This window comes from Ferrovibrio sp., assembly GCF_046297595.1.
Taxonomy (GTDB): domain Bacteria; phylum Pseudomonadota; class Alphaproteobacteria; order Ferrovibrionales; family Ferrovibrionaceae; genus Ferrovibrio.
This window is the reverse complement of the sequence record NZ_JBKBHT010000003.1, coordinates 498,391-524,762: the sequence shown is the minus strand read 5'-3', so window position 1 is coordinate 524,762 and position 26,372 is coordinate 498,391. Positions and strand designations below refer to the sequence as shown.

The following is a 26,372-nucleotide window of genomic DNA, read 5'->3' as shown; positions in this document are numbered from 1 at the left end:
TTCTCCACCTTGAACCTGTGCCGGGGCAGGCCCACATTATCGGGGCCTGCCCCTTCATTTTTCCGGCCGAGAAATTATGACCGACAGCACCGATTCTTTCGTCTCCCGCCTGCGCGGCCGCTGGGTGCAGATCGCCGTGGTGGCCGTCGTGCTGGTCTTCGGCCTGTATTATCCGATCGGCATGCTGATCGCCCACAAGGTGGACGATAACCTCGATTATCAGCCTCCGGCCGCCGAGGTGCCGGCAGCCAGCCGCGCCGTCGCCATGGCCGCCGCCCTGGTCGACCGCGAAGTGAACCGCAACGGCTGGGTCGCCAACGATCCGTTCTTCATGCCCGGGTCGATGCTCGACAACATGCCGAACTACCAGCTCGGCATGATTCATGCGCTGGGTCGCTTCGCCTTCCAGATGGTGGACCAGATCGGCCGCACGCGCGGCTCCAGCCAGACCGACCGCGACTTGCAGGAAGCGGCCGGCCTGCTGCAGTATTCCGGCACCAAGTGGATTTTCGATTTCTCCACTTCGCTGCTGCCCACCGCGAAATCGGAAGACCAGTACCGCAAGGCCCGCAGTGCGCTGCTCAGCTATAACCAGCGCCTCGCCCAGGGCCAGGCGGTGTTTGAACGCCGCGGCGACAACCTGCAGGCCACGCTGGAACGTATCGCGCTGGATATCGGTTCGGCCTCGGCGGCGATAGACCGTCGCATCACCGAGGGCAGCAGCCTGTGGATCGACACTGAAAGCGACGATGTCTTCTACAGCGTCAAGGGCCAGCTTTACGCCTATTACATGGTGCTGCGCGAGTTGCGGCAGGATTATGCCAACGTGATCCGCGACCGCGAGCTGGGCGGCACCTGGGACCAGATGCTGGCCTCGTTCGCTGCCGGCGCCGGGCTGAAGCCGATGGTGGTCAGCAATGCCAAGCCCGACGCGGTGATCCTGCCCAACCATCTCGGTTCGATGGGTTTCTATGTCGAACGCGCCCGCACGCAGGTGTATGAAGTTGTGAACATCCTGCAGAAATGATGGCGGCGCGACACCAAGGTTAACGCCCTCAAGGTTAGCCATTGCCTTTCCACCGCAGGCAATGGCAACCTGCCGTCCATGAATGACAAAGACATCGCCAAGCAAGCCGCCGCCAAGCGCCGCAGCAAGTTCCTTGTCGTCGTCGACGACACGGCCGAGGGACGCGTCGCCGTGCGCTATGCGACCAAGCGCGCCCGCAACATTCGTTGCGGCGTGGTGATGCTGCGCGTGGTGGAGCCGATTGATTTCCAGCAATGGGCCGGCGTGGCCGAGATCATGCGTTCGGAAGCCCATGATGCGGCCGAAGATCTGCTGCATAAACTGGCCGAACAGGTGAACCAGGAATCCGGAATCCTGCCCGAGTTGGTGATCCGCGAAGGTCTGGCGCGCGACGAGATACTCAAGCTGATCGACGAGGATCCGGCGATCCGCATGCTGGTGCTGGCGGCAGCGCCGGGCGGCGAGGGGCCGGGACCGCTGGTGGCCGCACTGGCCGGGCAGATGGCAGGCAACCTGAGCTTCCCGATCACGGTGATTCCGGGCAGCCTGACCGACGAGCAGATCGACCGGCTGACCTGACCCGCCCTGCGCGATGATGCCGCTATGCGCCGCTATAGCGGTACAGCATGCGCGGCCAGGACCGTGATCGAAACCGGATCGTTGAGGTGGTCGACCGGCTCTCCCGCATTGCCGTCCAGTCGTTCGTAAAGCCCAAAGCCGAGTATGCCATCGATATGCTGCCTGTCGGCCGCAAGCGGCAGCAGCAGGCGACGGAATTCCATGATCGGCCTGTCACGCTGCAGCCAGTGTTGCACGCCATAATGTCCCTGCCCGGCGATGACCTGCCGATAGTATGTCTCGGCCTGGGCAAGTTGCGGGCCGCTGAACAGTTCGTCGAGATGGCGGCGGCTCAGTTCGAATCCCAGATTCGCGCGCACCGTCCTGCCGGCCAGCAGGAAGCGGAAGCGCCGGCCCGCATCGATACTTTCGAGCAGGAACAGGTTGGGCAGAAGGGCCTTCAGGTCCAGCGGGTCGATATCCTCATGCGCCGGCCATGCATGCGCGCCACGCCAGCGCTGCCAGCAGGCCAGCACGTAATTCAGCCTGGCGTCATGGGCCAAGATCGGGAGATCAGCCGCCATGCCGCAAGTCTGCACCCGAAGCGGGAACGGGACAAATAAAGACTACGCAAGCCGTATACGGTGCTATTCGTACCCCGCCAGACATTCGCCGCTGAGTGCGAACAATTCCTGCGGCTGCTGCACGCCGCGCAGGGCGTGGAAGCCCACCGATATCAGCGGACAATCGCGTACCTCTGCCGCGAAGGCCGCCGAGGTCAGCAGCGGCCGATCAAGGACCTTGGTCTGGGTTTCCACGCGGGCGACTTCGTTTACCGCGCGGCCGATCACGGTAAAGTCCAGCCGGTCACGGGCGCCGATATTGCCGAACACCACCTTGCCCACATGCAGTGCGATGCCAACCCGCACCGGCGGCGCGCCCTCGATGGCGCGGCCCTGGTTCAATTCATACAGGCCGTTGAAGGCCTCGCGCGCGGCGGTTAGGGCGCGGCGGCAGGCTTCCTCGCGGCCGCCCGGCCTGTCCTCGACCCGAAAGATAGCCAGCAGGCCGTCGCCGATGAATTTCAGCACCTCGCCGTCATGGGCCTGGATCGGCACCGCCATGGCGTCGAAATAGCTGTCCAGCATCGCCACCACCTCCTGCGGCGGTCGCCGATCCGAAAATGCCGTGAAGCCGCGCAGGTCGGACAGCCAGATCGCCGCCTCCACCTCGTAGCCGCGCCCGCGCATGAAATTGCCTTTCAGCACCCGTTTGGCCGGGCCGCGGCCCAGATAGGTGGTGAGCAGGTCGCGGGTCATGCGGCGGCCGGCCTCAAGCTCCAGGCGCAGGGCCACCAGCGGCATGAGTTCCTCCAGATAGCTCAACTCTTCGGGCCGGAAGCCGCCCGGCCGGTCGGTGGCGAAACTCATGAAGGAGATATTCTGCCCGTCGTTGCCCCCCATGCCGGGTCCCTGGGTGAACCGCATGGGCAGCACCAGGTAATCGGTCACGCCCATGGCCTTCAGATCGTGCAGGATGCCGAAATCCATCGGCGTATCGGCCAGGGCCAGGCGCCGGCGGATGGCGGCGGCGCCCTGATGGATCACCGCGATCGGGCTATTGAGATATTCGGCCGTCCGCACCACGCCATGGCCGCGTTCGGTCATCGTCACCCCCGCGTCGCGCTGCCAGGTGAAGCCGCGCGTGAAGGTCAGTGGGTGCATGGAAGGCTGCCCGGTGGTGACGCGGAACAGCGGAATGCCTTCGGCGATCAGATGGCGGCAGAATCCCTCGATCAGGTCGGCCATCGGGATGATTTTGCCGTCGTGTTCGATCAGCCACCGGGCCGCTGGAGTCAGAACAAGCCGCGAATCGGGCCAGCTCGGCAGCCGTTCCACCCCCTTTGCGGTCGGAATCATTGCTCCACAGCCTTGGGGAAAACCCGCGATTCTATCCACATTGGTTAAAAATCTTCCAAACAGAGGGTGGCAATCGGCAACAATCTTGCTTTGCCATAGTTTTGCCCTTGCCTTTGGTCTTGATATTTGCGGACCCCCCGACCAATTTCCAGTCACCTTTTACGGACCCAGTGATGTTTATCCAGACCGAAACCACGCCCAATCCGGCGACCCTGAAATTCCTTCCCGGCCGCGCCGTGCTGCCGCAGGATTTCTCTGCCGGTTCGGCTGCCTTCACCGACGCCGAAACCGCCAAGGTTTCGCCGCTGGCGGTGCGGCTGTTCGCGGTGGATGGCGTCGATGGCGTTTTCCTCGGCAGCGACTTCATCACCGTCACCAAGGCGGCGGACCAGGATTGGACCGCGCTGAAACCGGCTCTGCTGGGCGCCATCATGGAGCATTTCATGGCGGGCCTGCCGGTGATCGATGCCGGCGGCGAAGGCCCGGCCGGTAACGAGACTTTCGATCCGGCCGACAGCCAGATCGTTCTGCAGATCAAGGAATTGATCGACACGCGGGTGCGTCCCGCGGTCGCCCAGGATGGCGGCGACATCGTGTTTCGCGGTTTCGAACGCGGCGTCGTCTACCTGCATATGCAGGGTTCCTGTGCCGGTTGCCCCAGTTCGACGGCAACCTTGCGCTACGGCATCGAGAACATGCTGAAGCATTACGTGCCCGAGGTTTCCGAGGTTCGGGCAGTTTAGTCGCCCCCCGGTTCCGGGTCACGGAACCGGACGGGTTTTCACGCGTTTCCTGGTGGGGGATCGCACAAGGGCAGCGCCCGGCGCAGTCCGACGTGTTTGTCGGCTGCGTCGAAGGGAACTGGCGCTGAGAACTGTGGAGGTTTGACCCATGACGGCTAATCGCGATCAGCGGTTGCTTGCCATCGGCTCTGATGTGCGTCTGATTCTTGCCGGCTTTGGCCTTCTTCTGGCCGTCGGCCTGGTTTCCGGTATCGGTGTAGGCCTGTTGTCCAGCCGCCAGCTCGCCCGTGTCCCCGACATGCAGGCGCAGCCGGCGTCTGAGCATGCATCCATGGGCGAAGGCGTGAACGAGGCCTGGGACCGCCTGCGCCAGATCGCCCAGCTCGATTGGCGTGCCGTGGTCGAGCCGCGCGCGGTTGCCGATGCCGGCAAGGCCCAGCAAAAGGACACCCGCGCCCAGTCCGCCGAGGTCGCGCCGATCAATCCGGAAGAGGCCTCGCGCCGGTTCGCTGAAGTGCGCCAGCTCTCGCCGCATCGCACTGCCCTGCGCGCGCAGACCGACCGCACGGTGGATGCCATGCTGCGCAAGTTCGAGCAGGAAGGTTTTGATCTCGCCGATCTGCGCAGCCCTGGCGGTCATCTGGAAGTGCCGCGCATTTTCCTTGCCGCGCTGCCCATCGACATCGCCGACGTCAATATCACCGAAAAGCGCAAGCGCGCCTTCATCAAGGTGATGCTGCCGCATATCCTGCGCGAGAACGAGCGCATAGCCGCCAACCGCGAGCGCGTCGAACGCCTGCATGAACGCCTGCAGCGCGGCGCCACCCTGGCGGCGCGCGACGACGCCTGGCTGCGGCAGATTTCCGACCAGTACGGCCTCGATGAGGTCGACACTGCCGAGCTGCTCAACCGTCTCGACGTGATTCCGCCGGCGCTGGCGCTGGCGCAGTCGATCGAGGAATCGGGCTGGGGCACGTCGCGCTTCGCCCTGCTCGGCAACGCGGTGTTCGGCCAGTGGACCTGGATTCCCGGCAACGGCATCGTGCCGGAGAACCGCCCGGACGGCGAAACCTATGAAGTGCAGCGCTTCCGCAGCCTGGAACAGTCGGTCGCGGCCTATATGCGCAACCTGAACAGCAAATCGAGCTATCGCGAGTTCCGCGACAAGCGCGCCAGCATGCGCGCCCGTGGCGACGATCTCGACAGCTATCAGCTGGCCGGTCAGCTGCACCGCTATTCGGTGCGCGGCGCCGACTATATCCGCACCATCCGCTCGATCATGAAGTCGAACGGGCTGGAGATGTTTGACGGCTCCCGCCTGGCCGACGAGCCATCGCCGCTGTTCAGCAATATCGACTTTTTCGGCAAATCCTGAGCCGGGGCCTACCGGTCCTGCCGTCTTAGTTGGCCCGGACGGTCTGCCAGACCGGTTCGCACGCGGGTTTTCCGCGGCGATCCGCCACAGCCCCCTCCTTGCAGCGGCGTTAACCCGACCAATATACTAAAGCGCCTGATTCGGCGGCGCTGTCGGCCGCCCCTGTTGCGAGGACGATTATTATGCCTGCCACCCCGACCCATCCGGCCCGCAAGCCGTTCCGGTTGTCGCGTTTTTTCCTGCTTCCTGCCGTCGTCGCCAGTCTCGGCTTGGCCGGCTGCCAGAACAATGGCCAGGGGCCTGAGTTGAACAAGGAGAATGTCGGCACTGTACTGGGCGCAGTTGGCGGCGCCGTGCTGGGTGCCCAGTTCGGCAAGGGCACCGGCCGACTGGTCGGCGTGGCCGCCGGCGCGCTGGCGGGTGCCTATCTCGGCAACCAGATCGGATCGTCGCTCGACAAGGCCGACAAGGCGGAGATGGAAAAGGCCAGCCAGAAGGCGACCACCGCCCCGGTCGGCCAGACCATTTCCTGGCGCAATCCCGACAGCGGCAATTCCGGCACCGTGACGCCGACCCGCGAGGGCACGGCGGCAAATGGCGATTACTGCCGCGAATTCCAGCAGACCGTCACCGTCGGCGGCAAGACCGAACAGGCTTATGGCACCGCCTGCCGCCAGCCGGACGGCAGCTGGAAGATCGTCAACGGGTGATCGACACCGCCATGACCTGCCCCCGGGCTGCGATACGCCGGATCGCGGCGGCCGGCCTCTGTGCCGCGGCTCTGCTGCTGGTATCGCCGCAGGCCTGGGCCGGTTTCGCCGAAGGCGTGAAAGCCTATGAAGCCGGCGATTATGCCGGCGCCTATGCGGCCTGGGCGCCGCTGGCCGAGCGCGGCGACGTCGCCGCCATGCGCAATCTGGGGCATCTCTATCGCTGGGGCCAGGGCGTGGAGCGCGACATCCAGCAGGCCATGCACTGGTATCGTCGCGCCGCCGAAACCGGCTTTGCCCGCGCGCAGGCCAATCTGGCGGCAATCTATCTGCAGGGCGACGAAGGCGTCAGCATCGATTATGCCGAGGCGCATAAATGGTTCGAGGCGGCCGCCAAACAGGGCCATGCGGTGGCGCAGTATAACCTCGGCCTGATGTACGAACTCGGCCTTGGTGTCGAGAAGAACGAGGCCATCGCGCTGGGCTGGTACAACAACGCCGCCAAGGCCGGGCAGCCCGATGCGCTGGAACGCCTGTCGCTGATGGTGATGCGCCGCGACGGCGATGGTGCGGCCAAGCCGCAGGGCGAGGCGGCGTCACCCAAGGCCGCGGGCGGCGATAACAAGACGGAAAGCAGCGCTGCCGGCGCTCTGGAGGCCCAAAGTCCGCCGGCCCAGAGTCCGGCTGTCCAGAACCCGACTGTCCAGGCTCCGGCCGTCCAGAGTCCCGCTGCGCAGAACCCGCCGCCGGCCAGCGTGGAGCAGGAAGCAAAACCTGCCAGTGCCACGGCCGAGGCAGATGTCAAAACGGATGCCGAAACGCCGGCGGATGTCGGGCGGGAATCGCCGGGTCTGCTCGGCCGCTTTTATTCCGCCATCACATCGGGCGGCGGAGTTTCGATCCCCGACCTGTTCAATGCCGCCGAAAACCGCGATGATACCGAAAAGCTCGAGCCGGAAGGCCGGCCCGGTGCAGAGACGGAGACGCGGCAATGAAGCCGGGCCTGGTGCGGGGGAGCGACGAAGATGCGTGATCCCTACGAAGTGCTGGGCGTGGCGCGCGGCGTCAGTCAGGACGATCTGCGCAAGGCCTACCGCAAGCTGGCCAAGGAACTGCACCCCGACCGCAATCCGGACAATGCCAAGGCTGCCGAGCGGTTCAAGGAAGTCTCGGCCGCTTACGACATCCTCGGCGATGCCGAAAAGCGCGGCAAATACGATCGCGGCGAGATCGATGCCGCCGGCCAGCCGCGCGCACGCGGGTTCCAGGGCGGTTTCCGCGGCGGTGCCGGTGCCGGTGCGCGCGGAGGCCGTGGCCCGTTCGGCGGCAACGCCGATTTCGGTTTCGGCGGTTTTGAAAATGGCGGCGAGGATATCTTCGACGAGATTTTCGGCCAGATGCGGCGCACGCGTAGCGGTGCGGGCGCCGGCCCCGGGGCAAGGGCCAACCGGCCGATGCGCGGTGCCGACCGCCATTTCAACCTGAAAATCGGTTTCCTGGATGCCGCGCGCGGCTGCAAGCGCCGGCTGACCATGCCCGACGCCAAGCAACTCGATGTCACCATTCCGGCCGGCCTGGTCGATGGCCAGCAGATCCGCCTGCGCCACCAGGGCGATGCCGGGCGCAATGGCGGCGAGGCGGGCGACGCGCTGATCGAGGTGACGGTCGAGCCGCATCCCTTCTTCACCCGCCAGGGCGACGACATCCATCTCGAACTGCCGGTCACGCTCGACGAGGCCGTGCTGGGCGCCAAGATCGCCGTGCCCACCATCGACGGCATGGTGGCCGTCGCCGTGCCCAAGGGCGCCAGTTCGGGCACCACCCTGCGGCTGAAGGGTCGTGGTTTTCCGCTCAAGGGCGGCGCGTCCGACCAGCGCGGCGACCAATATGTGAAGCTTAAGATCGTATTGCCCGAGAAACCCAATTCGGCGCTCGAAAAGCTGATCGAGGGCTGGGTGAAGTCGCACAAATACGACGTACGGGCGAAATACACGGTCGAGTGAGTCCTGCATGCTCCCCTATGCGGGATGCATGTGATCAACTGTCACAGAAATCTGCTTTCCTGTGCTCCGGTTCGAATCTTCCCGGAGCGTCTTCCATGTTGCGCGCCTTTTTCTCTGCCGTGGTCCTGTTGCTGGCCTCATCATCTGTTGCCTTGGCCCAGCAGCCCACCCTCAACGGCCAGCCGCCGCTGGTGATCGGCCATCGCGGCGCCAGCGGCTATCTGCCCGAACACACGCTGGAAGCCTACAAGCTGGCCATCGAGATGGGCGCCGATTTCATCGAGCCCGACCTGGTTGCCACCAGGGACGGCGTGCTGATCGCCCGCCACGAACCCATGCTGAGCGGCACCACCGATGTGGCCGACCGGCCGGAATTCGCCAGCCGCAAGGTCACGAAAAAGGTCGATGGCATCGACACCACTGACTGGTTCGCCGGCGATTTCACCCTTGCCGAGATCAAGACGCTGCGGGCCAAACAGGCTTTCGCCGAGCGCGACCAGTCCAAGAATGGTCAGTTCCAGATTCCGACACTGCAGGAGGTGATTGCCCTGGTGAAGGCGGAATCGGCCCGCATCGGTCGCACCGTCGGCATCTACCCCGAGACCAAGCATCCCACCTTCCATGACCAGATCGGCCTCAAGCTGGAAGATCGTCTGCTTGCCGCACTCAAGGCCGAGGGCTGGACCGAAAAGACCGCGCCGGTGATCATCCAGAGCTTCGAGACCGCCAACCTGAAATACCTGCGCGGCAAGACGAATGTGCGCCTGGTGCAGCTGGTGGATGCCGATAGCATCGACAAGGACGGCAACATCGTGCTCGTAGCGCCCTACGCCCAGCCCTACGACTTTGTCGTGGCCGGCGACAAGCGGAGCTTCAAGGATCTGGTCGGCAAAGCCGGTCTCGCCGAGATCAAGACCTATGCCGATGGCGTCGGACCGTGGAAGCCCTATTTGCGCTCGGCCCGTCAGCTCGACCGCGACAACGACGGCAAACCCGACGACCTGAATGGCGACGGCACGCTGGACGACCGCGATCGTGTATTGGTGCCGCCCAGCGACGTGGTGCGCGATGCCCATGCCGTGGGCCTGTTCGTCCATACCTGGACCTTCCGCAGCGAACCGCGCCGCCTGGCTTCGGATTTCAAAGGGGACCCCCTGAAGGAATACCAGGCTTACTTCGACCTTGGCGTGGATGGGCTGTTCAGCGATTTTCCCGATATGGCGGTGCGGGCCCGAGGCCGCTAACTCGTCCAATTTTAACCAAGCGTTCACCATCTCTTGGCAGCCTGAGCGCGGACTGTCCTTGCCGGGGAGTCCCGCGGGCGTTTATCGTCCCGCCAAGACAACCGATTCGCGCGCTCAACCGATTCGGTCGATGGACAAGGCATGTATACGCGACGCTTGGTGATCTCTTCCCTGCTCGGGCTGCTCGGCAGTGCCGCTTTCGCGGCGCCGGGACAGGCCGCCGCACGCAAGGGGAGCGTGCCGGTTCCGGGCAGCAAGCCATCGGTGGGCGCCAGGCCGGCGCCGAAACGGCCGCCGGCCGTCGTGGTGCTCGATCCGGGCCATGGCGGTCGCGATCCCGGTGCCATCGGCGTGACCGGCACCGAGGAAAAGGACGTCACGCTGTCGATCTGCCAGAGCATCCGCCAGATGCTGGGCAGCAATCCCGACATCAGGGTGTTCATGACCCGGGACCGCGATGCCTATATCCCGCTGCCCAGCCGGGTCGCTTTCGCCCATGACAAAGGCGCCGACCTGTTCATCTCGATCCATGCCGATGCGGCCCCCAATCGCGGCGCGCGCGGCCTGTCGGCCTACAGCCGCGCCGACAAGGCCTCGGACGATTTCGCCCGCCGGCTGGCCGACCGTGAGAACCAGGTGGATGCCATCTATGGCTTCGATACCGGCGCCACCGACAAGCAGACGGCAGCCATCCTGATCGACCTGGCCCGCCGCCACAGCCACAATGCCTCGCTCTCTGCCAAGCGCCGTATCATCACCGGTGTCGGCCGCCGCGTGCAGCTGCTGGAAAACCCGATGCGGCAGGCCAATTTCGCCGTGTTGCGTTCGCCCGCGATCCCCTCGGTGCTGATCGAGACGGGTTTCCTGTCCAATCCGCAGGATGAGCGCATCCTGCGCAGCCCGAAAAGCCGCGCCGAACTGGCGCGCTTCCTGGCCGAGCAGATCGCCCCCGTCGCCGCCGACCTGCGCGAGGCGTGATCCGGGCGCGCCTCTTGCCGCGCCCCTGTATAGCGTTTCCCAAACGACCTATGCTGCGACACGCCGCCAGAGCAGGAGCGTCGCATGCGCATCGTTGAAGTCCGCGAGAAAACCGTCTCGATCGCCTCGCCGATCGCCAATGCCTATATCGATTTCTCGAAAATGACTTGCTCGGTCGTCGCCGTGATCACCGATGTGGTCCGCGACGGCAAACCGGTGGTGGGCTTCGGCTTCAATTCCAACGGCCGCTACGGCCAGGGCGCCTTGATGCGCGAGCGCTTCCTGCCGCGCCTGATGGACGCCGATCCCGATACGCTGGTCGATACCGCCAACAACAATCTCGATCCGTTTGCCATCTGGAAAACCCTGATGACCAACGAGAAGCCGGGCGGCCATGGCGAACGCTCGGTGGCGGTCGGTACGCTCGACATGGCGGTGTGGGATGCCGTGGCCAAGATCGCGGGTGTGCCGCTCTGGCGCCTGCTGGCCGACCGCTACCGCAACGGCGTGGCCGATGATCGCGTCTGGGTCTATGCCGCCGGCGGCTATTACTACCCCGGCAAGGACCTGACCGCCCTGCAGGACGAGATGAAGAGTTATCGCGACCGCGGCTACCGCGTCGTGAAAATGAAGATCGGCGGCGCATCGCTGGCGGAAGACCTCCGCCGCATCGAGGCCGTGATCGGGATCGTGGGCGAGGGGCGCAATCTCTGCGTCGACGTCAACGGCCGTTTTGATCTGGCCACCGCCATCGAATACGGCAAGGCGCTGCTGCCCTACGACTTATTCTGGTACGAGGAAGTGGGCGATCCGCTGGATTATGCGCTGCAGGCCGAGCTGGCGAAGCATTACGACAGGCCGATGGCCACCGGCGAGAACCTGTTCTCGATGCAGGATGCGCGCAACCTGATCCGCTTCGGCGGCATGCGACCCGACCGCGACTGGCTGCAATTCGACTGCGCGCTGTCTTATGGCCTGGTGGAGTACCTGCGCACGCTCGACATGCTGAAGGATCACGGCTGGTCCACGCGGCGTGTGGTGCCCCATGGCGGGCACCAGATGTCGCTCAACATCGCGGCCGGCCTGCATCTGGGCGGCAACGAAAGTTATCCCGACGTGTTCAAGCCCTTCGGCGGTTTCGCCGACGGCATCGCGGTGGAAGACGGCTATGTCGGCCTGCCGCAGATCCCCGGCGTGGGTTTCGAGGCGAAATCCGAACTTTATGCCGTGATGAAATCGCTGCTCGATTAGGCGGCAGCTTTCTCCAGGCAGACGGCGAAGAAGCCATCCATGCCGCCACGATCCGCCCAGTGGCAGGGAAGGGTACGCAGGGCGCCGTCAGACGTGACCGCATCCTCAGGCACGCCAAGCCCGTCCGCTTCGGCCGGCACAATGCGTGCGCCGGGCAGGGCGCGCAGCATGGGCATCTGCTTCTCGCCTTCCTCGGGCTGCAGCGAGCAGACGCAGTAGACCATCTTGCCGCCGGGCTTCAGCATTGCCCAGGCTGCTTTGATCAGCCTTTGCTGCAACGTGGCCAGTTTCATCACGTCGGTTTCGTCTTTCAGATACGGCAGGTCGGGATGGCGTCGGATCGTGCCGGTGGCCGAACAGGGCGCATCCAGCAGCACGGCATCGAACATGTATGGCGGCTGCCATTGTTCGATCTCGGCGGTTCTCACCTCGGCCTTCAGCTTCAGGCGTTTCAGATTTTCCTTCAGCCGCTTCAGCCGCGGATCCGAGCGATCCACCGCCATCACCTGCGCGCCCATGGCGGCCAGCTGCGCGGTCTTGCCGCCCGGTGCTGCGCAGAGATCGGCAACGGTCTTGCCGTTTACATCGCCAAGCAGTTTTGCCGGCAGGCAGGCGGCGGCATCCTGCACCCACCAGGCGCCATCATTATAACCCGGCAGGCTTTCCACCGCGCCCGCCGCCATGCGGCGCAGGCTGCCGCTGGGCAACAATTCGGCCTGCAGTTTTTCCGCCCAGGCGGCGGCATCGCCTTTCACGCTGATGTCCAGCGGCGCTTCCTGCAGATGCGCCAATGCAATATCGCGCGCCAGGTCCGGGCCATAGGCCGCTTCCCAGCTGCGCCACAGCCAGTCGGGTGTGTTCTGCTTCGCCGCATCCTGCTGCGCCACGATGGCGGCACCTTCGGTGGCCACCTTGCGCAGCACGGCATTGATCAGGCCGCGCGGCTTCTTCTGTTCCGGATGCATCAGCTCGACGGCAGAATCGACGGCGGCATGGGCCGGAGCATCGAGGAACAGCAACTCGGCCGTGCCCAGTCGCATCGCCTCGCGCGGCAGGCCCTTGGGCCACAGCGTGAGGAATTTGCGCAGGCAGCCATCGATCTGGCCACGCCGGCGCAGGGCCGTAGCGACTAGCCGGCGCACGAAGGCGCGGTCGCGGTCGGCCAGGTCGCGGAAGCCGGTTTTTGCATCGATCAGCAGATCATCCAGCGCGCGGCCCTTGCCCAACACGCCATCCAGCAGGCTGGCGGCGACGCGGCGGGAGTTGAGCGGTGCGGAAACGGGAGGCTGGTCGGACATGGCCGCTGTTCTAGACCCGGGCTGGGGTATAGTCGAGGCACTGACCGGGAGGCGCCATGACCGATCTGACCATTGCCGATGCCCAGGCCATTCTGGCCGAGAATTTCCCGCCCTGGATCCGCGACCTGCATCTTCGTTTCGACAGCCTGGAACCGGGCCGCGTCGTGCTGCGCCTGCCCAACAATCCGAAACTGGCCCGGGTGGGCGGCATCCTCTGCGGCCAGGCGATCATGGCGGTGGCCGACACGGCCATGGTCTTCGCCGTCACCAGCGCGCTGAAGCGCTTCGTCAACATGGCGACCGTGACCCAGACCACCAGCTTCTTCCGCGCGGTGGCGGACCAGGACGTGCTGTGCGAGACCCGCGTGATCCGGCTGGGCAAGAGCCTGACTTTCGGCGAGGCCGTATTCCGCAGCATCGAGCGAGAAGAACCTTTCGCCCAGGCCAGCCTGACCTATGCGCTGTTGACGGCGAACTGAGCGAAATACCGCGCCAAACCGCGAATTATGGCCGAATCGGGGCGGCCCGCTTGCTTGGCGGATGGGCCGGAACCTGCTAATCCTCCGGCCATGCCGCAGCAAGCCACCCGAATCGCCCCCTCGATCCTGTCCGCCGATTTCGCCCAGCTGGGTGCCGAAATCGCCGCCATCGACAGGGCCGGCGCCGACTATGTCCATATCGACGTGATGGATGGCCATTTCGTGCCCAACCTCACCATCGGCCCGGGCGTTGTGGCGGCCCTGCGCAAGCACACGCAGAAGCCTTTCGACGTGCATCTGATGATCTCGCCGGTGGATGCCTTCGTGCCGCAATTCGCCGAGGCCGGCGCCGATATCATCACCGTGCACCCGGAAGCCGGCCCGCATGTGCACCGTACGCTGCAGCTCATCCGGTCGCTGGGCAAGAAGGCCGGCCTGTCGCTCAATCCCGGTACGCCGGTGGAAACCGCGCTGGCGGTGCTCGACATGGTCGACCTTGTGCTGGTGATGAGCGTCAATCCGGGTTTCGGCGGCCAGAAATTCATTTCCAGCCAGCTCGACAAGATCCGCATCCTGCGCGCAGCCATCGACAAGTCGGGCCGCACCATAGACCTGGAAGTGGATGGCGGCATCAATGCCGAAACGGCGCAACTGGCCGTCGATGCCGGCGCCGATGTGCTGGTGGCCGGTACGGCTACCTTCCAGGGCGGCCCGTCGGCCTATGCCGACAACATTGCGCGGGTGCGCGCCAAGCGCGCGGCGTGAGCTGACGTGGCTGCGGCCAGTCTACGGGAAAGCTTCGGACGGAAACTGCTGCGGCGCGCCAGCGCCGCCTGGTATGCCACGCGGCTCTATGCCCTGACGCTGCCGCGCCAGGCGCCGCTTGAGCTGCCGGTGCTGCCCGACGAAACCTGGCCCGGTTCGGTGGCCAATGCAGATCGCCTGTTCCAGGGCCGCTTCGTATTCGCCGGCGTCGAGGTTGTCTCGCCCCATGCCGCGCCATGGGGCATGACGGCGACCGAGCTGAAACTCGATGCCGCCAGCCATGCCGCCTGGGCCGCCGAACTGCACGGCTTCCGCTGGTTGCGCGATTTCGCCAGCCAGGGCGGCGACATGGCGCGACGCATGGCGCGCGCGCTGATCTCATCCTGGCTCGAGAAACACGCGCAGCAGATTCATGGCCTGCCCTGGCGTGCCGATGTGGCGGGGCGGCGGTTGTCGCACTGGATCGGCGCGGCGCATTTCCTGCTGGATGGCGCCGATGAAAAATTCGCCCATGATTTCCTGCTCGCCATCGCGCGTCACACGGCGCATCTGAACAACGCAGCGAAGCGCACGCCCCCGGGCCTGCCGCGCTTCACGGCTCTGCTCGGCCTGCTCTACGGGCTGGAAGCACTGGGCCAGCCTGAGCAGGCAGCGATGCAGGGACTCTGCGATGCGCTGGAGACGCAGATCCTGGCCGATGGCTGCCATGTCAGCCGCAACCCCTCGCAGCTTTATCGCCTGCTGCGCGAGATCGTGGCGTTGTGGCGTTTCCTGCTGGCGCTCGATCCCGAGCGCGCCGCGATGCTACAGGTGTTCCTCGACCGCATGGCGCCGATGCTGCGCTTCTTCCGACATGGCGATGGTGGCCTCGCGCTGTTCCATGGCGGGCAGGAGGAAGTGCCTGCCCAGGTCGATCAATTGCTCGATCTATCGGAAGCCAAGGGCAAGCCGCTCAATTCGGCCACTCTCAGCGGCTACGAGCGTGCCGTTGCCCGGCGCGGCCTGCTGCTGCTTGATGCCGGTATGGTGCCGCCGGCACAGCCCGATGCACCGCTGGCCCATCGCGGCCTGCTGTCCTTCGAATTCAGTCACGGCAAGGATCGCCTGATCGTGAATTGCGGCGCCTCGCGCCGTATCGGCGGCGACTGGGCCGAGGCCTTGAGCGGTAGTGCGGCACATAGCACCATCACACTTGGCCAGGGCGAACCGGCGGCTGATGCGCGGGTATCTGTCACGCGCAACGAGCAGGATGGTGCCATCTGGTTCGATCTCGAACATGACGGCTGGCGCCGCAGCCACGGCCGCCTGTGTCGCCGCCGCCTGTTCCTGGCGGCTGGAGGCGAAGATTTGCGTGGCGAGGAAACCGTCACGGAATCCACGAATGGCGGCATGCCGGCGGAAGCCGTGCTGCGGCTGCACCTGCATCCCGGCGTGCATGCCTCCCTGATCGGCAGCGGCGACACTGTGATCCTCAAAAGCGCCAGCGGCCAAGGTTGGCGCTGGCGTGGCGCCGGCGGCGTGGTGCGCCTGGAAGACAGTATCTATTTCGGCCATACCGACAATGGCGGCGCCGATGCGCCACGGCGCACGCAGCAGATCGTGATGACCGGCTCGGCCGGCGAAACCCCTCTGGTATTCAAATGGGCACTAACCAAAATCGGCTGATCCATATCGCCAGCCTGCAGGCGCAGCCCTGGAAGAATGGCGGCGGCCTCACCACCGAGATCGCCATCGATCCACCCAATGCGACTCTGGAGGATTTTCGCTGGCGCGTCAGCATGGCGAAGATCGAGCGCGACGGGCCGTTCTCGGCTTTTCCTGGCATCACGCGCTGGATCACGCTGATCGAGGGCAACGGCTTCATCCTGGATTTCAGTGACGGCTCCACGCTGGAAGTCACCAAACCGTTCGAGCCGCACCAGTTCGATGGCGGCCTGGCCGCGCAATGCCGACTGATCAACGGCCCCTGCCGCGACCTTAACGTGATGGCGCGCCATGACGAGGTGATGCGCGTCGCTGTCGCCCGCTCACGCGCGCCGCTGCCCTCGATGGGCCATGCCGTGGTGTCGGGTCACGGCGTCTCGATTCGCCTCGATGACCGACATGTCCTCAACGCCTTCGTTGACCGGCCCTTCTGAAGGTTGGCCAGCTTTCTAACTCAGGCTTTCTGCGCCTCGGCGACGAAGGGCTTCAGCGATTTCTGCGGTCGCGGACCGATATGGCTGATCACCTCGGCCGCGCAGAGCGAGCCGAGCCGGCCGGCGGCATGCAGGTCGAAGCCATGGGTGAAGCCATAGAGGAAGCCGGCGGCATAAAGATCGCCGGCACCGGTGGTGTCCACGACGTTCACGCCGCGCACCGCGTCGATGATGTGCAACTCCTCGCCCGAGATGATCACCGAGCCCTTTTCCGAGCGGGTGAGGGCGGCGACATCGACATGGCCGCGCACATGCTGCAGTGCGCCGTCGAAATCCTGCGTCTCGTAAAGCGCGGTGATCTCGGCCTCGTTGGCAAACAGGATGTCGACATGGTGTTCGACCAGATGGCGGAATTCGGTGCGATGGCGGTCGACGCAGAAACTGTCGGACAGCGTCATCGCCACCTTGCGGCCGGCATCATGAGCCAGCCGGATTGCCTTGCGAATGCCATCCTTGGCCATCGGCTGGTCCCACAGATAGCCTTCCAGGTAGGTGATCTCGGCCTTCGCCACGGCGGCAGGTTCGATGTCATCGGGCGTCAGGTCGATCGATGCCCCCAGATAGGTGTTCATGGTGCGCTGCGCGTCGGGGGTCACCAGGATCAGGCAGCGCGCTGTCGAGGGTCCTTCCGAGGCCGGCGCGGTTTCGTAATGCACGCCCAAGCCACGAATGTCGCGGATGAAGACCTCGCCGAGCGGATCGTTGCGCACGCGGCCGATGAACTGCACCTGGCCGCCGAGCGAGGCGATGCCGGCCGCCGTGTTCGCCGCCGAGCCGCCCGAGCATTCCACCGTCTCGCCCATGGCGCCATACAGCGCCTCGGCCCGGCCGCCGTCGATCAGGGTCATGCCGCCCTTGGGCATGCCGTGTTCGTCGAGGAAGTCGTTGTCCACGCGCGCCAGCACGTCGACGATGGCGTTGCCGATGGCGAGCACGTTGTTCTGGGCTTTGGTCATCGATGCTTTCCTGCTGGCGGTATTTACCGTTACTCTGTAGCCAATCGAGGCAAGGAAGGCAAATATGGACGCGTTGATAAAGATGACCGCCCGCCAGGCCGTGGCGGCCCTGAAGGCCCGTGATGTCAGCCCGGGCGAATTGATCGATGCAGCGGAAAAGCGCATCGCCGAAGTGGAACCCAAGGTCAACGCCCTGCCGACCCTGTGTCTGGATCGCGCCCGCGCCATGGCCGGGACGCTGGAACATCCCGAAACCCCGCCGCCGGGTTATCTCTACGGCTTGCCCATCGCAATCAAGGACCTGGTGGATGTGGCCGGCGTGCGCTGCACCCAGGGCAGCCGCGTTTTTGCCGACCGCATCGCCCCGCGCTCGGATTATTCGGTGGAACGGCTGGAGGCCAGGGGCGCCCTGGTGATCGCCAAGTCGAACACCCCGGAATTCGGCGCCGGCGCGCAGACCTTCAACGACGTGTTCGGCACCACCACCAATCCGTGGAACACGGCGCTCACCCCGGCCGGATCCTCGGGCGGCGCGGCGGCGGCGCTGGCCTCTGGCGAGGTCTGGCTGGCCGATGGCTCCGACCTTGGCGGCAGTCTGCGCACGCCCGCCTCTTTCACCGGCGTGGTCGGCCTGCGTCCCTCGCCGGGCCGGGTTGCCTGGGGCCCGCGCGCGCTGCCCTTCGACACGCTCTCGGTGCTGGGGCCGATGGGCCGCAATGTCGGCGATGTGGCGCTGATGCTGGATGCCCAGTCGGGCCTCGATCCGCGCGACCCGCTCAGCCTGCCGGCACCCGACCGCAGCTTCGTCGACTCCGTGGATCATGCTATGAGCCTGGGCCGGCTGCCCTCGCGCTTCGCCGGCGGCTGCCGGGTGGGCTGGACGGCCGATCTGGGGCTCACGCCGGTCGATCCCGAAGTGGTCGAGGCCTGCAGTCAGGCCGTGAAACGGGTGGAGAAACTCGGCGCGCAGGTCGGCACGGATGTGCCTGATTTCACCGGCGCGGAAGACTGCTTCCAGGTTCTGCGCGCGGCCAATTTCGCCGCCTCGATCTGGCCAAAGATCCAGGGCAAAACCGACCTGGTGAAACCCGACGTGATCTGGAACGCGGAAAAGGGCCTGAAGCTGAGCGGGCCGGAATTGGCCGATGCGCGCCGCGTGCAGGGCGTGATCTACAACAGCGTCTCGGCTTTCTTCGAGCGCCACGACTTCCTGCTGCTGCCGACTGCCGTGGCGCCGGCTTTCGATCACCGCCAGCGTTATCTGGAGGAGGTGGCAGGCCGCCGGTTCGATACCTATATCTCCTGGCTGGTGCTGCAATTCGCCATCACGCTTACCGGCACGCCGGCGATCTCGATCCCCTGCGGCTTCACCAGATCGGGCCGCCCCATCGGCCTGCAGGTGGTGGCGCGGCCGCGCGGCGAGGCGGAATTGCTGGCTTTCTGCGCCGTTCTGGAGGCCGAGCTGGGCCTGAGCGGGCGCGTGCCGCTCGATCCCATCGTCGGCCAGCCATGATCCGGCGCTGGCCATAACCGTGGAGACATGATGATCGGTCGCAGTTTAAGCCTCGCCGTCGGCCAGTTGCCCGATCCGGCCTTTCGCCGCGTGCTGGTGAAATCGCTGCTGATCAGCATGGTGGTGTTCGGTCTGCTGGCCGTGGGGCTGTGGTTCGGCCTGCTGCTGCTGCCGGAAACCGAGCAGACCTGGCTCGACTGGCTGGTCGGTTTCCTCTCCGGTCTGGGTTTTTTCGTCGGCATGATGCTGCTGTTCCCCGCCGTGATGACGGCGGCGCTCGGCCTGTTCATCGACGATATTGCCGACGCGGTGGAGCAGAAACATTACCCGCAGGAGGCGCGCGGCCAGCCGCTGGCCTTCTGGCCGGCCTTGTGGGGTTCGCTGCGCTTTCTCGGCATCGTTCTTGTGGTCAATATCGTGCTGCTGCCGGTCTATGGCATCCTGCTGTTCTTCCCGCCGCTGTTTTACATCCTGTCGCTGGCGGTGAACGGGTATCTGGTCGGCCGGGAATATTTCGAGGCGGTGGCCTGGCGCTACCTGCCGCGACCGGAGGCCGACCGGCTGCGCCAGCGTCGACGCGGCGATGTGTGGCTGTGCGGCGTGCTTATTGTGCTTCTGTTAACCATTCCGGTCGTAAATTTCCTTGTCCCGATTGTAGCTACCGCATTCATGGTTCACGTCTACAAGCGGTTGCGGGCGACGGGCTGACCGTTATCCCGGCAATAGGTCGGTTGCCGGCTGAATCACCTTGGGGGATCAGAGGAGAACCGTCTATGTTTGGTCGCAAGAAGCCGAGTGCCGATACTGCTGCCACCCTGCCGCCTGCGCCTGCAGACATGAAGCCGGCCGAGATCAAGCAGGCGGAGATGAAGCAGGCCGAACCGGCAGTGGCTTCGCCCGTTACCAAGGCCGATGACGATCTGCCGCCCATGCCCAGCCATCTGCGGGCCGTCGGCAAACCCGTTCTGCCCACCGCCCCCGCAACCGTTACCGCCGGAGCCGCCATGACCGACACACCAAACACCCCGACCTTCCGTCCCGAAATCGCCAAGCGCCCCGGCGTCGATCTGGCGCCCAAGGCCGTGGTGCAGGCCACGGCCGCTTCTGCCGCGCCGCGCAGCGAAGGTGCCGAGCCCAAGGTGTTGCTGATCGGACGCGAGATCAGCCTGAATGGCCAGATCACCGCCTGCGACAAGGTGATCGTCGAAGGCCGCGTCGAGGCCCAGCTCACCGACAGCCGCTTCGTCGAGATCACCGAAACCGGGCAGTTCAAGGGTTCGGCCGAAGTGGAAGAGGCCGAGGTCCGCGGTCGCTTCGAGGGTCGCCTCAGCGTGCGTGGACGCCTGCTGATTCGCGGCAGCGGCAAGGTCTCGGGCGAGATCGCCTATGGCCAGCTCGAGATCGAATGCGGCGGCGAGATTTCCGGCACCGTGCAGACCGTTGCCGCCGGCAGCCGCACGGCATCGTCGGCCGCCGCCGAATAAACCATCGTGATGTCGTATCGCGTATCGCGCGGGGCCTTTGCCCCGCGCCTTGTTTTTCTGGGCCTGACGATGCTGGCGCTGGCCGCCTGCGGCGCGCGGCCTTCGGGCAGTGCCGGCACCGGCGAGGAACCACTCGACCTGGCCCTGGTGCCGGCGCCTTCGCGGCCCGACGAGGCGCCGCGCCGGCCGCTCAGCGCCGACGTGGTGCGCAAGACCGAGGCCGAGACCCGCGCGCTGTTCGGCGCGCCCACCACCTTGCGGCGCGAACCGCCCGGCGAGGTCTGGCAATACCAGTCCGAGAATCCGCGCTGCACCCTGCTGCTGTTCTTCTATCCCGACGATCCCAGTCCGCGCCTGCGTGTGACGCATGCCCAGGTGCTCAGCCGCGTGCGCGGCCAGACGGTGGACGATTCCGACTGCCTGGCGGCTTTGCTGAAAACCCAGCCGCCGATGGCGCAGCCAAAACCGATGTCCTAAGGGCCTGTCTGCAGGTCGAGTCCGGCCAGTTGTCGGAAGGCGCCATAGGAAATCGCCAGATCGCTGCAGCGTTCGGCCAGCACCCGGTCATGGGTCACCAGTCTGTCGCAGCAGGCTTTTGCCACGCCGGCCAGCATGTCGTCCCGCGACATGTAGGTGATATCGCCATCGATCGCCTCAGCGGGTAAAACCGTCTTGCCACCGATAATGTTATACGAATCCAGCAAGGCGGCGCGTTTCTGTGCATCGGCGATCTGGCGCAATTCGTCTCCCTGAACATGCGTCGTGACGACGGCCAGTTTTTCCGCCTCGATCAGCGAGCGAATACGGTCCGCATCATTATGGCGCAGGATCTCGTCATAGGCGTTGCTGTCGAACATCACCCGCAATGGTGCCGGCAATGTCATGCGCCGCGCCGCCATTGCGCGGGTGTGGCGCCGGTCCAGGCCTTGAAGGCGCGATGGAAATTGGCCACGTCGGCAAAGCCCAGCCGCGCGGCCACACTGGCCATGCTGCGGCCTGGATCGCGCAGCAGTTCCTTCGCCATGGCGCAGCGCAGGGCCGCCACTTCGTCCTGGAAGCCGGTGCCGCGTTCGGCCAGCCGCCGCTGCAGGGTGCGTGGCGTCAGGCCCATTGCCGCCGCCGCCGCATCGATGCTGGGCGGATGCCCGCAGGCCAGCAGGCCGCGGATGCAACCGGCCAGCCGCATGCGCAGGTCGTCGTCGCCGGCTGCATCGCCCAGGCGCGCCAGCGCGCGGTCGGCATAATCGGTCAGCATGCCCTTCAGGGCCGGGCTGGCCTGTCGCACCGGCAGGGCCAGCGTATCCGCCGCCAGCAGAAGCGAATCGTCCTCGGCATCGAATGTCACTGGTGCGGCGAAGATGCGGCGATGCTCAGTGGTGCCGTCGGGCGCGGCATGGCGGAAGCGCACGCTGCGGGGTGCGATGTCCCGACCGCACAGCCAGCGGGTGAAGGTGAGCGTCGCCGTCAGCACGGCTTCGACGCGATGGCGCCGGCAGGGCCAGTCGGGATCGAAGGGCATGTAGAACAGGCGGATATCCGCGCCTTCCGGCCGGGCCGCGAAATGCCCGCCGCCGCCCACCAGCGGTGCGAAGCGGTCGGCCTGCGCCGCTGCCTCGCGCAGGGTTTCGGAGCTCATCAGCAGATGGCCCAGCGCGTCGAAGGAGCCGGGCCGTACCTGCTCGCCCACATGCAGGCCCAGATTGCTGTCGCCGGTCAGGCGCAGGGCGGCCAGCCAGATCGCCGAAACCGCATCATGGGGCAGCCGGCCCTCGGGGGAGTCGAGCAGAGCAGGGGAAAGACCGGCCTCGCGCAGAACCTGGTCGGCAGAGACGGGCTGCGCGGTCCGCTGGTCGCGCAGGGCATCCAGCAGGGTGCGCACATAACCGGCCGCCACGCTGCGCGGAACAGGCTGCAAGATGCCGCCGGCCTGGTTCATCCTGTCCGGTTTCCTCCTGATTTTGGCGTCCGGCGACAATCGGCTGGCGCATCCGGCCATCGCCCTGTCGCCCTGGCTGCGCCAGAATGCCGCAGCGGGCCGGCCGCGACAACCCGACAGAAACCCAAAGCGGCCGGTGAGGGAGGAAACCATGACAGACGCGTCCATCGACGCCGTCCTGATCCAGATCGATTCGACCGGCCAGGCCATCCTGGGCCTCGTGCTGGCCCTGATCATGTTCGGGGTCGCGCTGGATTTGCGTGTCAGCGACTTCGCGGCCGTGCTGCGCAAGCCTCTGGCCCCGCTCACCGGCCTGGCGGCGCAGACGCTCCTGCTGCCGGCGCTCACCTGGGCGATGACCATGGTGCTGCAGTCGCAGCCCAGTGTCGCGCTCGGCATGATCATCGTGGGGGCCTGCCCGGGCGGCAATCTCTCCAACCTGATCACCCATATGGGGCGCGGCAACACGGCGCTGTCGGTCTGCATGACCGGCCTGTCCAGCGTGGTGGCGATCATCGCCACGCCGCTCAACATCCTGTTCTGGGCCTCCCTCAACCCGGCCACGGCGGCCCTGCTGCGGCAGGTGAATATCGAGGCGGGACCTTTCCTGGCGCAGACCGTGCTGATCCTCGGCGTGCCGATGGCACTGGGCATGGCGATCGCGCATTGGGCACCGCGACTGGCCGCGCGACTGCGCCGGCCGTTCCAGATCATGTCCTTCCTGTTCCTGATCCTGTTCATCCTCGCCACCACGATTACGAATGGACGCCATCTACTCACCTTCCTGTCCGATATCATGCCGCTGGTGATCCTGCATAACGCGTCGGCCCTGCTGCTGGGCTGGCTGGCCGCGAAAGCAATCCGCATGAACCGGTCCGATACCCGTGCCGTCACCGTCGAAATCGGCATGCAGAATTCCGGCCTCGGCCTGGCGCTGATCCTCAATCAGTTCGATGCGCTGGGCGGCGCGGCGCTGATCGCCGCCGGCTGGGGCATCTGGCATATCGTCTCGGGCTGGACGCTGGCGACGCTATGGAAGCGTGGCGATGCCCGCCGCATGCGCGAGCAATCGGCATGAGCAATGCTGGTATTCTGGTGACGGGCGCGGCCGGCTTCATCGGCCGCAGCCTGGTGGCGGCGCTGGCCGCCGATGCGGCAGCGCAGCCGGTAATCGCCTTCGATCTACGCGATGTGCCATTGCCTGAACGGTTGCCGGGTGTGACCTACATCGCCGGCGATATCCGCGATCCGGTACTGGCCGATCACATGCAGCAGCATCGGCCGCGCTGTGTGGTGCATCTGGCCTCCGTGGTGGCAGCCGGCGGCGACGAGCAGCGCGACTTCGAGATCGACGTGAAGGGCACCGAGAATGTGTTGCGCGCCTGCCTTGCCGCCGATGTGGCGCATCTGGTGGTCACTTCCAGCGGCGCGGCCTATGGCTATCATGCCGACAATCCGGTGCCGCTGCGCGAAAGCGATGCCCTGCGCGGCAACGAGGATTTCGCCTATGCGCGGCACAAACGCCTGGTCGAGGAGTTGTTGGCCGACTGGCGTGTGAAACATCCCGCGCTGAGGCAGACCGTATTCCGGCCCTGCACCGTGCTGGGACCGGGCACGGCCAACCAGATCACGGCGATGTTCCAGCGCCCGCTGGTGCTGGGCCTCACCGGCACAACCACGCCCTTTTCGCTGGTGGCCGACAGCGACGTGGTGGCGGCCCTGGTCCGCGCGGCCTGCGGCGGGCCGGCCGGCGTGTTCAACCTGGCCGGCGATGGCACGCTCAGCCTGGCGCAGATCGCGGGCAAACTCGGCAAGCCCTATCTGGCGATCCCGCCGGCATTGCTGAAGGGCGTGCTGTGGCTGCTCAACCGGCTGGGCCTGACCAAGCTGGGTCCGCAGCATGTGAAATTCATCCAGTACCGCCCGGTGCTGGACAACGCATTGCTGAAACGCGGCTTCGGCTATGTGCCGCTGCTGGATGCGGATGCGGTGTTCGAACGCTACAGGAAGGCAAAACAGGCATGACCTATCTGGTGATCGGCGCGGGCCCGGCCGGGCTGGCGGCGCTGAAAAGTTTCAAACAGGCCGGCCTGCCGGTGGAAGCCGTGGAGCGCCATGTCGATATCGGCGGACAATGGCTCTATGGTGCGGAGTCCAGCGCGGTCTATGCCTCCACGCATCTGATCTCGTCGAAACGCACGACTGCGTTTGCCGATTTTCCGATGCCCGAGGGCTGGCCGGCCTATCCCGGCCATGCCCAGGTGCTGCAATACCTGCGCGATTATGCGACGCATTTTGGGCTTTATTCGCTGATCCGGTTCAATACGAGCTTGCAGACGCTGGTGCGTGATGGCGGCGCATGGCGCGCGCGCTTCAGCGACGGCAGTGTGAAGGATTATGCCGGCGTGGTGATCGCCAACGGCCATCTTACCGATCCATTGCTGCCGCAGATTCCTGGTTCCTTCAGCGGCCGGCTGATGCATGCCAAGGATTACAAGACGGCGGATATCTTCGACGGCAAGGCCGTGCTGGTGGTCGGCATGGGTAATACCGGCTGCGACATCGTGGTGGATGCCATCCATCGCGCCGCCCGCGTGTTGTGGAGCGTGCGCGGCGGCAATCATTTCGTACCGAAATTCCTCGCCGGCAAACCGGCCGACGAGGCCAATCACAAACCAAAACGCTTCATCCTGCCCAAATCCCTCCGTGCCATGCTGCACGAGCCGTTGCTGCGCCTGCTGGTCGGTCCGCCGGAACGCTTCGGCCTGCCCCGGCCGAAGCATCGGCTCTACGACCGCACGCCCATCGTCAATTCCCTGGTGCTGCAGCATCTGGGGCAGGGCGATGTGGAGCTGCGCAAGCCGATCCGCGAATTCCACGATGATACCGTGGTCTTTGCCGATGGCCGCGAGGACAAGGTCGATCTGGTTCTGCTGGCGACCGGCTACCGCATCACCTTTCCGTTCCTCGATGATCTCTCCGTGCTGAACTGGCGGCCAGCGAACCAGGCGCCGCAGCTTTATCTCAACATCTTTCCGCCGCAGGATAACGGCCTGTTCGTGGCGGGCCTGCTGGAAGGCGCCGGCGTGGGCTGGGCCGGCCGTGCACTGCAGACCGATCTGATCGCCGCTTACCTGAAGGCACGCGAGAAGACACCATCCGCGGCCGCAGCCTTCCGCAGCCGCATCGTCGAAGGCTGCGCGCAGGGCACGCAGGATCGTGGCGAACACGGCATCTTCGTCGATTTCCTGCAATACAAACGCGACCTGCAGGCCGCGATCGCGTCGCTCAGTTAGTCGTCCTTTTTTGTCTTTGGCTTGAAGGCGCAGAGGTCGGCCACGATGCAGCGCCAGCAATCGGGCTTGCGCGCCTTGCAGATGTAGCGGCCATGCAGGATCAGCCAGTGATGGGCATGCTGCACGAACTGTTTCGGCACGGCTTTCTCCAGCGCCAGCTCCACGGCCAGCGGTGTCTTGCCCTTGGCCAGGCCCGTGCGGTTGGAAACACGGAAGATATGCGTGTCCACCGCGATGGTCGGTTCGCCCCACAGCACGTTCAGCACCACATTCGCCGTCTTGCGGCCCACGCCGGGCAGGGCCTGTAATGCGTCGCGGTCGCGCGGCACCTGGCAGTCATGCTGATCGACCAGGATCTTCGACAGGGCGATCACGTTCTTGGCCTTGGCGTTGAATAGGCCGATGGTCTTGATGTGCTGCTTCAGGCCAGCCTCGCCCAGCTTCAGCATCTGCGCCGGCGTGGTCACTTTCTCGAACAGGGCCTTCGTGGCCTTGTTCACGCCCGTATCGGTGGCCTGGGCCGACAGCACAACGGCCACCAGCAACGTATAGGCGTTGACGTAATTCAGCTCCGTCTTCGGCTCGGGGTTCTGTTTCGCCAGGCGGGCGAAGAATTCGGTGGCTTGCTGGGGCTTCATG

At 65.5% G+C, this 26,372-nt stretch carries 28 protein-coding genes; 21 read left to right on the top strand and 7 right to left on the bottom strand.

Annotation, left to right across the window (positions count from 1 at the left end; genetic code table 11):
• Positions 1–76 precede the first annotated feature (76 nt).
• Complete coding sequence (locus tag ACK4FJ_RS11500) at positions 77–1,027, top strand: DUF2333 family protein (protein ID WP_409766523.1); 951 nt, start codon at positions 77–79, stop codon at positions 1,025–1,027.
• 78 nt (positions 1,028–1,105) lie between these two features.
• Positions 1,106–1,606, top strand: coding sequence for a universal stress protein (locus ACK4FJ_RS11495; RefSeq protein ID WP_409766521.1), 501 nt, complete (start codon positions 1,106–1,108; stop codon positions 1,604–1,606).
• Between the two features lie 32 nt (positions 1,607–1,638).
• On the opposite strand, the gene ACK4FJ_RS11490 is transcribed toward ACK4FJ_RS11495, so the two are convergent.
• Together ACK4FJ_RS11490 and ACK4FJ_RS11485 are read right to left on the bottom strand one after the other, a co-directional pair.
• The gene (locus ACK4FJ_RS11490) at positions 1,639–2,169 is read right to left on the bottom strand and encodes a PAS domain-containing protein (RefSeq protein ID WP_409766519.1); all 531 of its coding nucleotides are present in this window, start codon (positions 2,167–2,169) and stop codon (positions 1,639–1,641) included.
• Between the two features lie 63 nt (positions 2,170–2,232).
• Positions 2,233–3,504, bottom strand: a complete 1,272-nt coding sequence (locus ACK4FJ_RS11485) for an adenylate/guanylate cyclase domain-containing protein (RefSeq protein WP_409766517.1) — start codon at positions 3,502–3,504, stop codon at positions 2,233–2,235.
• 173 nt (positions 3,505–3,677) lie between these two features.
• Here ACK4FJ_RS11485 and ACK4FJ_RS11480 point away from each other — a divergent pair, with 173 nt between their 5' ends.
• From ACK4FJ_RS11480 to ACK4FJ_RS11445, 8 genes are all read left to right on the top strand, one after another.
• Positions 3,678–4,247: a NifU family protein gene (locus tag ACK4FJ_RS11480; RefSeq protein WP_409766515.1), complete on the top strand. Its 570-nt coding sequence runs from the start codon at positions 3,678–3,680 to the stop codon at positions 4,245–4,247.
• 148 nt (positions 4,248–4,395) lie between these two features.
• Complete coding sequence (locus tag ACK4FJ_RS11475) at positions 4,396–5,622, top strand: glucosaminidase domain-containing protein (RefSeq protein ID WP_409766513.1); 1,227 nt, start codon at positions 4,396–4,398, stop codon at positions 5,620–5,622.
• 182 nt (positions 5,623–5,804) lie between these two features.
• Positions 5,805–6,332 (top strand): RT0821/Lpp0805 family surface protein, encoded by a 528-nt coding sequence (locus tag ACK4FJ_RS11470; RefSeq protein WP_409766511.1) that lies wholly within the window; start codon positions 5,805–5,807, stop codon positions 6,330–6,332.
• An 11-nt stretch (positions 6,333–6,343) separates the two neighbouring features.
• A complete protein-coding gene (locus ACK4FJ_RS11465; RefSeq protein ID WP_409766509.1) occupies positions 6,344–7,327 on the top strand; it encodes a hypothetical protein in 984 nt (327 codons plus the stop codon).
• Between the two features lie 30 nt (positions 7,328–7,357).
• Positions 7,358–8,335, top strand: coding sequence for a DnaJ C-terminal domain-containing protein (locus tag ACK4FJ_RS11460; protein ID WP_409766507.1), 978 nt, complete (start codon positions 7,358–7,360; stop codon positions 8,333–8,335).
• Positions 8,336–8,430: 95 nt separating this feature from the next.
• Entirely contained in the window at positions 8,431–9,579 is a 1,149-nt protein-coding gene (locus ACK4FJ_RS11455; protein WP_409766505.1) for a glycerophosphodiester phosphodiesterase, read from the top strand.
• A gap of 141 nt (positions 9,580–9,720) precedes the next feature.
• Complete coding sequence (locus tag ACK4FJ_RS11450) at positions 9,721–10,557, top strand: N-acetylmuramoyl-L-alanine amidase (RefSeq protein WP_409766503.1); 837 nt, start codon at positions 9,721–9,723, stop codon at positions 10,555–10,557.
• 84 nt (positions 10,558–10,641) lie between these two features.
• Positions 10,642–11,808, top strand: coding sequence for a mandelate racemase/muconate lactonizing enzyme family protein (locus ACK4FJ_RS11445; RefSeq protein WP_409766501.1), 1,167 nt, complete (start codon positions 10,642–10,644; stop codon positions 11,806–11,808).
• Here the strand turns inward: ACK4FJ_RS11445 and ACK4FJ_RS11440 are convergent.
• Complete coding sequence (locus ACK4FJ_RS11440) at positions 11,805–13,106, bottom strand: RsmB/NOP family class I SAM-dependent RNA methyltransferase (RefSeq protein WP_409766498.1); 1,302 nt, start codon at positions 13,104–13,106, stop codon at positions 11,805–11,807. The genes ACK4FJ_RS11445 and ACK4FJ_RS11440 overlap by 4 nt on opposite strands.
• A gap of 56 nt (positions 13,107–13,162) precedes the next feature.
• On the opposite strand from ACK4FJ_RS11440, the gene ACK4FJ_RS11435 reads away from it, so the two are divergent.
• The 4 genes from ACK4FJ_RS11435 (at position 13,163) to ACK4FJ_RS11420 (ending at position 16,488) form a co-directional block, all read left to right on the top strand.
• Positions 13,163–13,585 carry a PaaI family thioesterase gene (locus ACK4FJ_RS11435; protein WP_409766496.1) on the top strand — a complete coding sequence of 141 codons (423 nt, stop codon included), beginning with the start codon at positions 13,163–13,165 and terminating at the stop codon, positions 13,583–13,585.
• Positions 13,586–13,675: 90 nt separating this feature from the next.
• Complete coding sequence (rpe, locus tag ACK4FJ_RS11430) at positions 13,676–14,350, top strand: ribulose-phosphate 3-epimerase (RefSeq protein WP_409766495.1); 675 nt, start codon at positions 13,676–13,678, stop codon at positions 14,348–14,350.
• Positions 14,351–14,356: 6 nt separating this feature from the next.
• On the top strand, positions 14,357–16,015 hold the full coding sequence (locus tag ACK4FJ_RS11425) for a heparinase II/III family protein (RefSeq protein ID WP_409766493.1): 1,659 nt from the start codon (positions 14,357–14,359) through the stop codon (positions 16,013–16,015).
• Positions 15,991–16,488: a HutD family protein gene (locus tag ACK4FJ_RS11420; RefSeq protein ID WP_409766491.1), complete on the top strand. Its 498-nt coding sequence runs from the start codon at positions 15,991–15,993 to the stop codon at positions 16,486–16,488. Before ACK4FJ_RS11425 ends, ACK4FJ_RS11420 begins: the two co-directional genes overlap by 25 nt.
• A gap of 20 nt (positions 16,489–16,508) precedes the next feature.
• Here ACK4FJ_RS11420 and ACK4FJ_RS11415 read toward each other — a convergent pair whose 3' ends face one another.
• Positions 16,509–17,504, bottom strand: coding sequence for an adenosine kinase (locus ACK4FJ_RS11415; protein WP_409766489.1), 996 nt, complete (start codon positions 17,502–17,504; stop codon positions 16,509–16,511).
• 64 nt (positions 17,505–17,568) lie between these two features.
• Here ACK4FJ_RS11415 and ACK4FJ_RS11410 point away from each other — a divergent pair, with 64 nt between their 5' ends.
• From ACK4FJ_RS11410 to ACK4FJ_RS11395, 4 genes are all read left to right on the top strand, one after another.
• Positions 17,569–19,017 (top strand): amidase, encoded by a 1,449-nt coding sequence (locus ACK4FJ_RS11410; protein ID WP_409766486.1) that lies wholly within the window; start codon positions 17,569–17,571, stop codon positions 19,015–19,017.
• Between the two features lie 27 nt (positions 19,018–19,044).
• Positions 19,045–19,725 (top strand): EI24 domain-containing protein, encoded by a 681-nt coding sequence (locus tag ACK4FJ_RS11405; protein ID WP_409766484.1) that lies wholly within the window; start codon positions 19,045–19,047, stop codon positions 19,723–19,725.
• A gap of 65 nt (positions 19,726–19,790) precedes the next feature.
• On the top strand, positions 19,791–20,501 hold the full coding sequence (locus tag ACK4FJ_RS11400) for a polymer-forming cytoskeletal protein (protein ID WP_409766482.1): 711 nt from the start codon (positions 19,791–19,793) through the stop codon (positions 20,499–20,501).
• Positions 20,502–20,510: 9 nt separating this feature from the next.
• A complete protein-coding gene (locus ACK4FJ_RS11395) occupies positions 20,511–20,978 on the top strand; it encodes a hypothetical protein (RefSeq protein ID WP_409766480.1) in 468 nt (155 codons plus the stop codon).
• On the opposite strand, the gene ACK4FJ_RS11390 is transcribed toward ACK4FJ_RS11395, so the two are convergent.
• Together ACK4FJ_RS11390 and ACK4FJ_RS11385 are read right to left on the bottom strand one after the other, a co-directional pair.
• The gene (locus tag ACK4FJ_RS11390) at positions 20,975–21,385 is read right to left on the bottom strand and encodes a hypothetical protein (protein ID WP_409766478.1); all 411 of its coding nucleotides are present in this window, start codon (positions 21,383–21,385) and stop codon (positions 20,975–20,977) included. The two genes, ACK4FJ_RS11395 and ACK4FJ_RS11390, sit on opposite strands and share 4 nt — an antisense overlap.
• A complete protein-coding gene (locus tag ACK4FJ_RS11385) occupies positions 21,382–22,437 on the bottom strand; it encodes an AraC family transcriptional regulator (RefSeq protein WP_409766476.1) in 1,056 nt (351 codons plus the stop codon). Before ACK4FJ_RS11385 ends, ACK4FJ_RS11390 begins: the two co-directional genes overlap by 4 nt.
• 151 nt (positions 22,438–22,588) lie before the next feature.
• On the opposite strand from ACK4FJ_RS11385, the gene ACK4FJ_RS11380 reads away from it, so the two are divergent.
• From ACK4FJ_RS11380 to ACK4FJ_RS11370, 3 genes are read left to right on the top strand one after another with little or no spacing between them, the layout of a single operon-like run.
• On the top strand, positions 22,589–23,515 hold the full coding sequence (locus tag ACK4FJ_RS11380; protein ID WP_409766474.1) for a bile acid:sodium symporter family protein: 927 nt from the start codon (positions 22,589–22,591) through the stop codon (positions 23,513–23,515).
• Complete coding sequence (locus ACK4FJ_RS11375; protein ID WP_409766471.1) at positions 23,512–24,462, top strand: NAD-dependent epimerase/dehydratase family protein; 951 nt, start codon at positions 23,512–23,514, stop codon at positions 24,460–24,462. The genes ACK4FJ_RS11380 and ACK4FJ_RS11375 overlap by 4 nt, the downstream gene beginning before the upstream one ends.
• Complete coding sequence (locus ACK4FJ_RS11370) at positions 24,459–25,733, top strand: flavin-containing monooxygenase (RefSeq protein WP_409766469.1); 1,275 nt, start codon at positions 24,459–24,461, stop codon at positions 25,731–25,733. The genes ACK4FJ_RS11375 and ACK4FJ_RS11370 overlap by 4 nt, the downstream gene beginning before the upstream one ends.
• Here the strand turns inward: ACK4FJ_RS11370 and nth are convergent.
• Positions 25,730–26,371, bottom strand: a complete 642-nt coding sequence (nth, locus tag ACK4FJ_RS11365; protein ID WP_409766466.1) for an endonuclease III — start codon at positions 26,369–26,371, stop codon at positions 25,730–25,732. The two genes, ACK4FJ_RS11370 and nth, sit on opposite strands and share 4 nt — an antisense overlap.
• Between the last annotated feature and the right edge of the window lies 1 nt (position 26,372).

Coding starts and splice junctions, on each gene's coding strand:
- ACK4FJ_RS11390 (WP_409766478.1), bottom strand. CDS start 21,385: ATGACATTGCCGGCACCATTGCGGGTGATGTTCGACAGCAACGCCTAT.
- ACK4FJ_RS11380 (WP_409766474.1), top strand. CDS start 22,589: ATGACAGACGCGTCCATCGACGCCGTCCTGATCCAGATCGATTCGACC.
- ACK4FJ_RS11435 (WP_409766496.1), top strand. CDS start 13,163: ATGACCGATCTGACCATTGCCGATGCCCAGGCCATTCTGGCCGAGAAT.
- ACK4FJ_RS11410 (WP_409766486.1), top strand. CDS start 17,569: ATGGACGCGTTGATAAAGATGACCGCCCGCCAGGCCGTGGCGGCCCTG.
- ACK4FJ_RS11420 (WP_409766491.1), top strand. CDS start 15,991: ATGGGCACTAACCAAAATCGGCTGATCCATATCGCCAGCCTGCAGGCG.
- ACK4FJ_RS11450 (WP_409766503.1), top strand. CDS start 9,721: ATGTATACGCGACGCTTGGTGATCTCTTCCCTGCTCGGGCTGCTCGGC.
- ACK4FJ_RS11395 (WP_409766480.1), top strand. CDS start 20,511: ATGTCGTATCGCGTATCGCGCGGGGCCTTTGCCCCGCGCCTTGTTTTT.
- ACK4FJ_RS11445 (WP_409766501.1), top strand. CDS start 10,642: ATGCGCATCGTTGAAGTCCGCGAGAAAACCGTCTCGATCGCCTCGCCG.
- ACK4FJ_RS11465 (WP_409766509.1), top strand. CDS start 6,344: ATGACCTGCCCCCGGGCTGCGATACGCCGGATCGCGGCGGCCGGCCTC.
- ACK4FJ_RS11370 (WP_409766469.1), top strand. CDS start 24,459: ATGACCTATCTGGTGATCGGCGCGGGCCCGGCCGGGCTGGCGGCGCTG.
- ACK4FJ_RS11400 (WP_409766482.1), top strand. CDS start 19,791: ATGTTTGGTCGCAAGAAGCCGAGTGCCGATACTGCTGCCACCCTGCCG.
- ACK4FJ_RS11500 (WP_409766523.1), top strand. CDS start 77: ATGACCGACAGCACCGATTCTTTCGTCTCCCGCCTGCGCGGCCGCTGG.
- ACK4FJ_RS11415 (WP_409766489.1), bottom strand. CDS start 17,504: ATGACCAAAGCCCAGAACAACGTGCTCGCCATCGGCAACGCCATCGTC.
- ACK4FJ_RS11475 (WP_409766513.1), top strand. CDS start 4,396: ATGACGGCTAATCGCGATCAGCGGTTGCTTGCCATCGGCTCTGATGTG.
- nth (WP_409766466.1), bottom strand. CDS start 26,371: ATGAAGCCCCAGCAAGCCACCGAATTCTTCGCCCGCCTGGCGAAACAG.
- ACK4FJ_RS11385 (WP_409766476.1), bottom strand. CDS start 22,437: ATGAACCAGGCCGGCGGCATCTTGCAGCCTGTTCCGCGCAGCGTGGCG.
- ACK4FJ_RS11460 (WP_409766507.1), top strand. CDS start 7,358: ATGCGTGATCCCTACGAAGTGCTGGGCGTGGCGCGCGGCGTCAGTCAG.
- ACK4FJ_RS11455 (WP_409766505.1), top strand. CDS start 8,431: ATGTTGCGCGCCTTTTTCTCTGCCGTGGTCCTGTTGCTGGCCTCATCA.
- ACK4FJ_RS11405 (WP_409766484.1), top strand. CDS start 19,045: ATGATGATCGGTCGCAGTTTAAGCCTCGCCGTCGGCCAGTTGCCCGAT.
- ACK4FJ_RS11495 (WP_409766521.1), top strand. CDS start 1,106: ATGAATGACAAAGACATCGCCAAGCAAGCCGCCGCCAAGCGCCGCAGC.
- ACK4FJ_RS11375 (WP_409766471.1), top strand. CDS start 23,512: ATGAGCAATGCTGGTATTCTGGTGACGGGCGCGGCCGGCTTCATCGGC.
- ACK4FJ_RS11485 (WP_409766517.1), bottom strand. CDS start 3,504: ATGATTCCGACCGCAAAGGGGGTGGAACGGCTGCCGAGCTGGCCCGAT.
- ACK4FJ_RS11480 (WP_409766515.1), top strand. CDS start 3,678: ATGTTTATCCAGACCGAAACCACGCCCAATCCGGCGACCCTGAAATTC.
- ACK4FJ_RS11440 (WP_409766498.1), bottom strand. CDS start 13,106: ATGTCCGACCAGCCTCCCGTTTCCGCACCGCTCAACTCCCGCCGCGTC.
- rpe (WP_409766495.1), top strand. CDS start 13,676: ATGCCGCAGCAAGCCACCCGAATCGCCCCCTCGATCCTGTCCGCCGAT.
- ACK4FJ_RS11470 (WP_409766511.1), top strand. CDS start 5,805: ATGCCTGCCACCCCGACCCATCCGGCCCGCAAGCCGTTCCGGTTGTCG.
- ACK4FJ_RS11490 (WP_409766519.1), bottom strand. CDS start 2,169: ATGGCGGCTGATCTCCCGATCTTGGCCCATGACGCCAGGCTGAATTAC.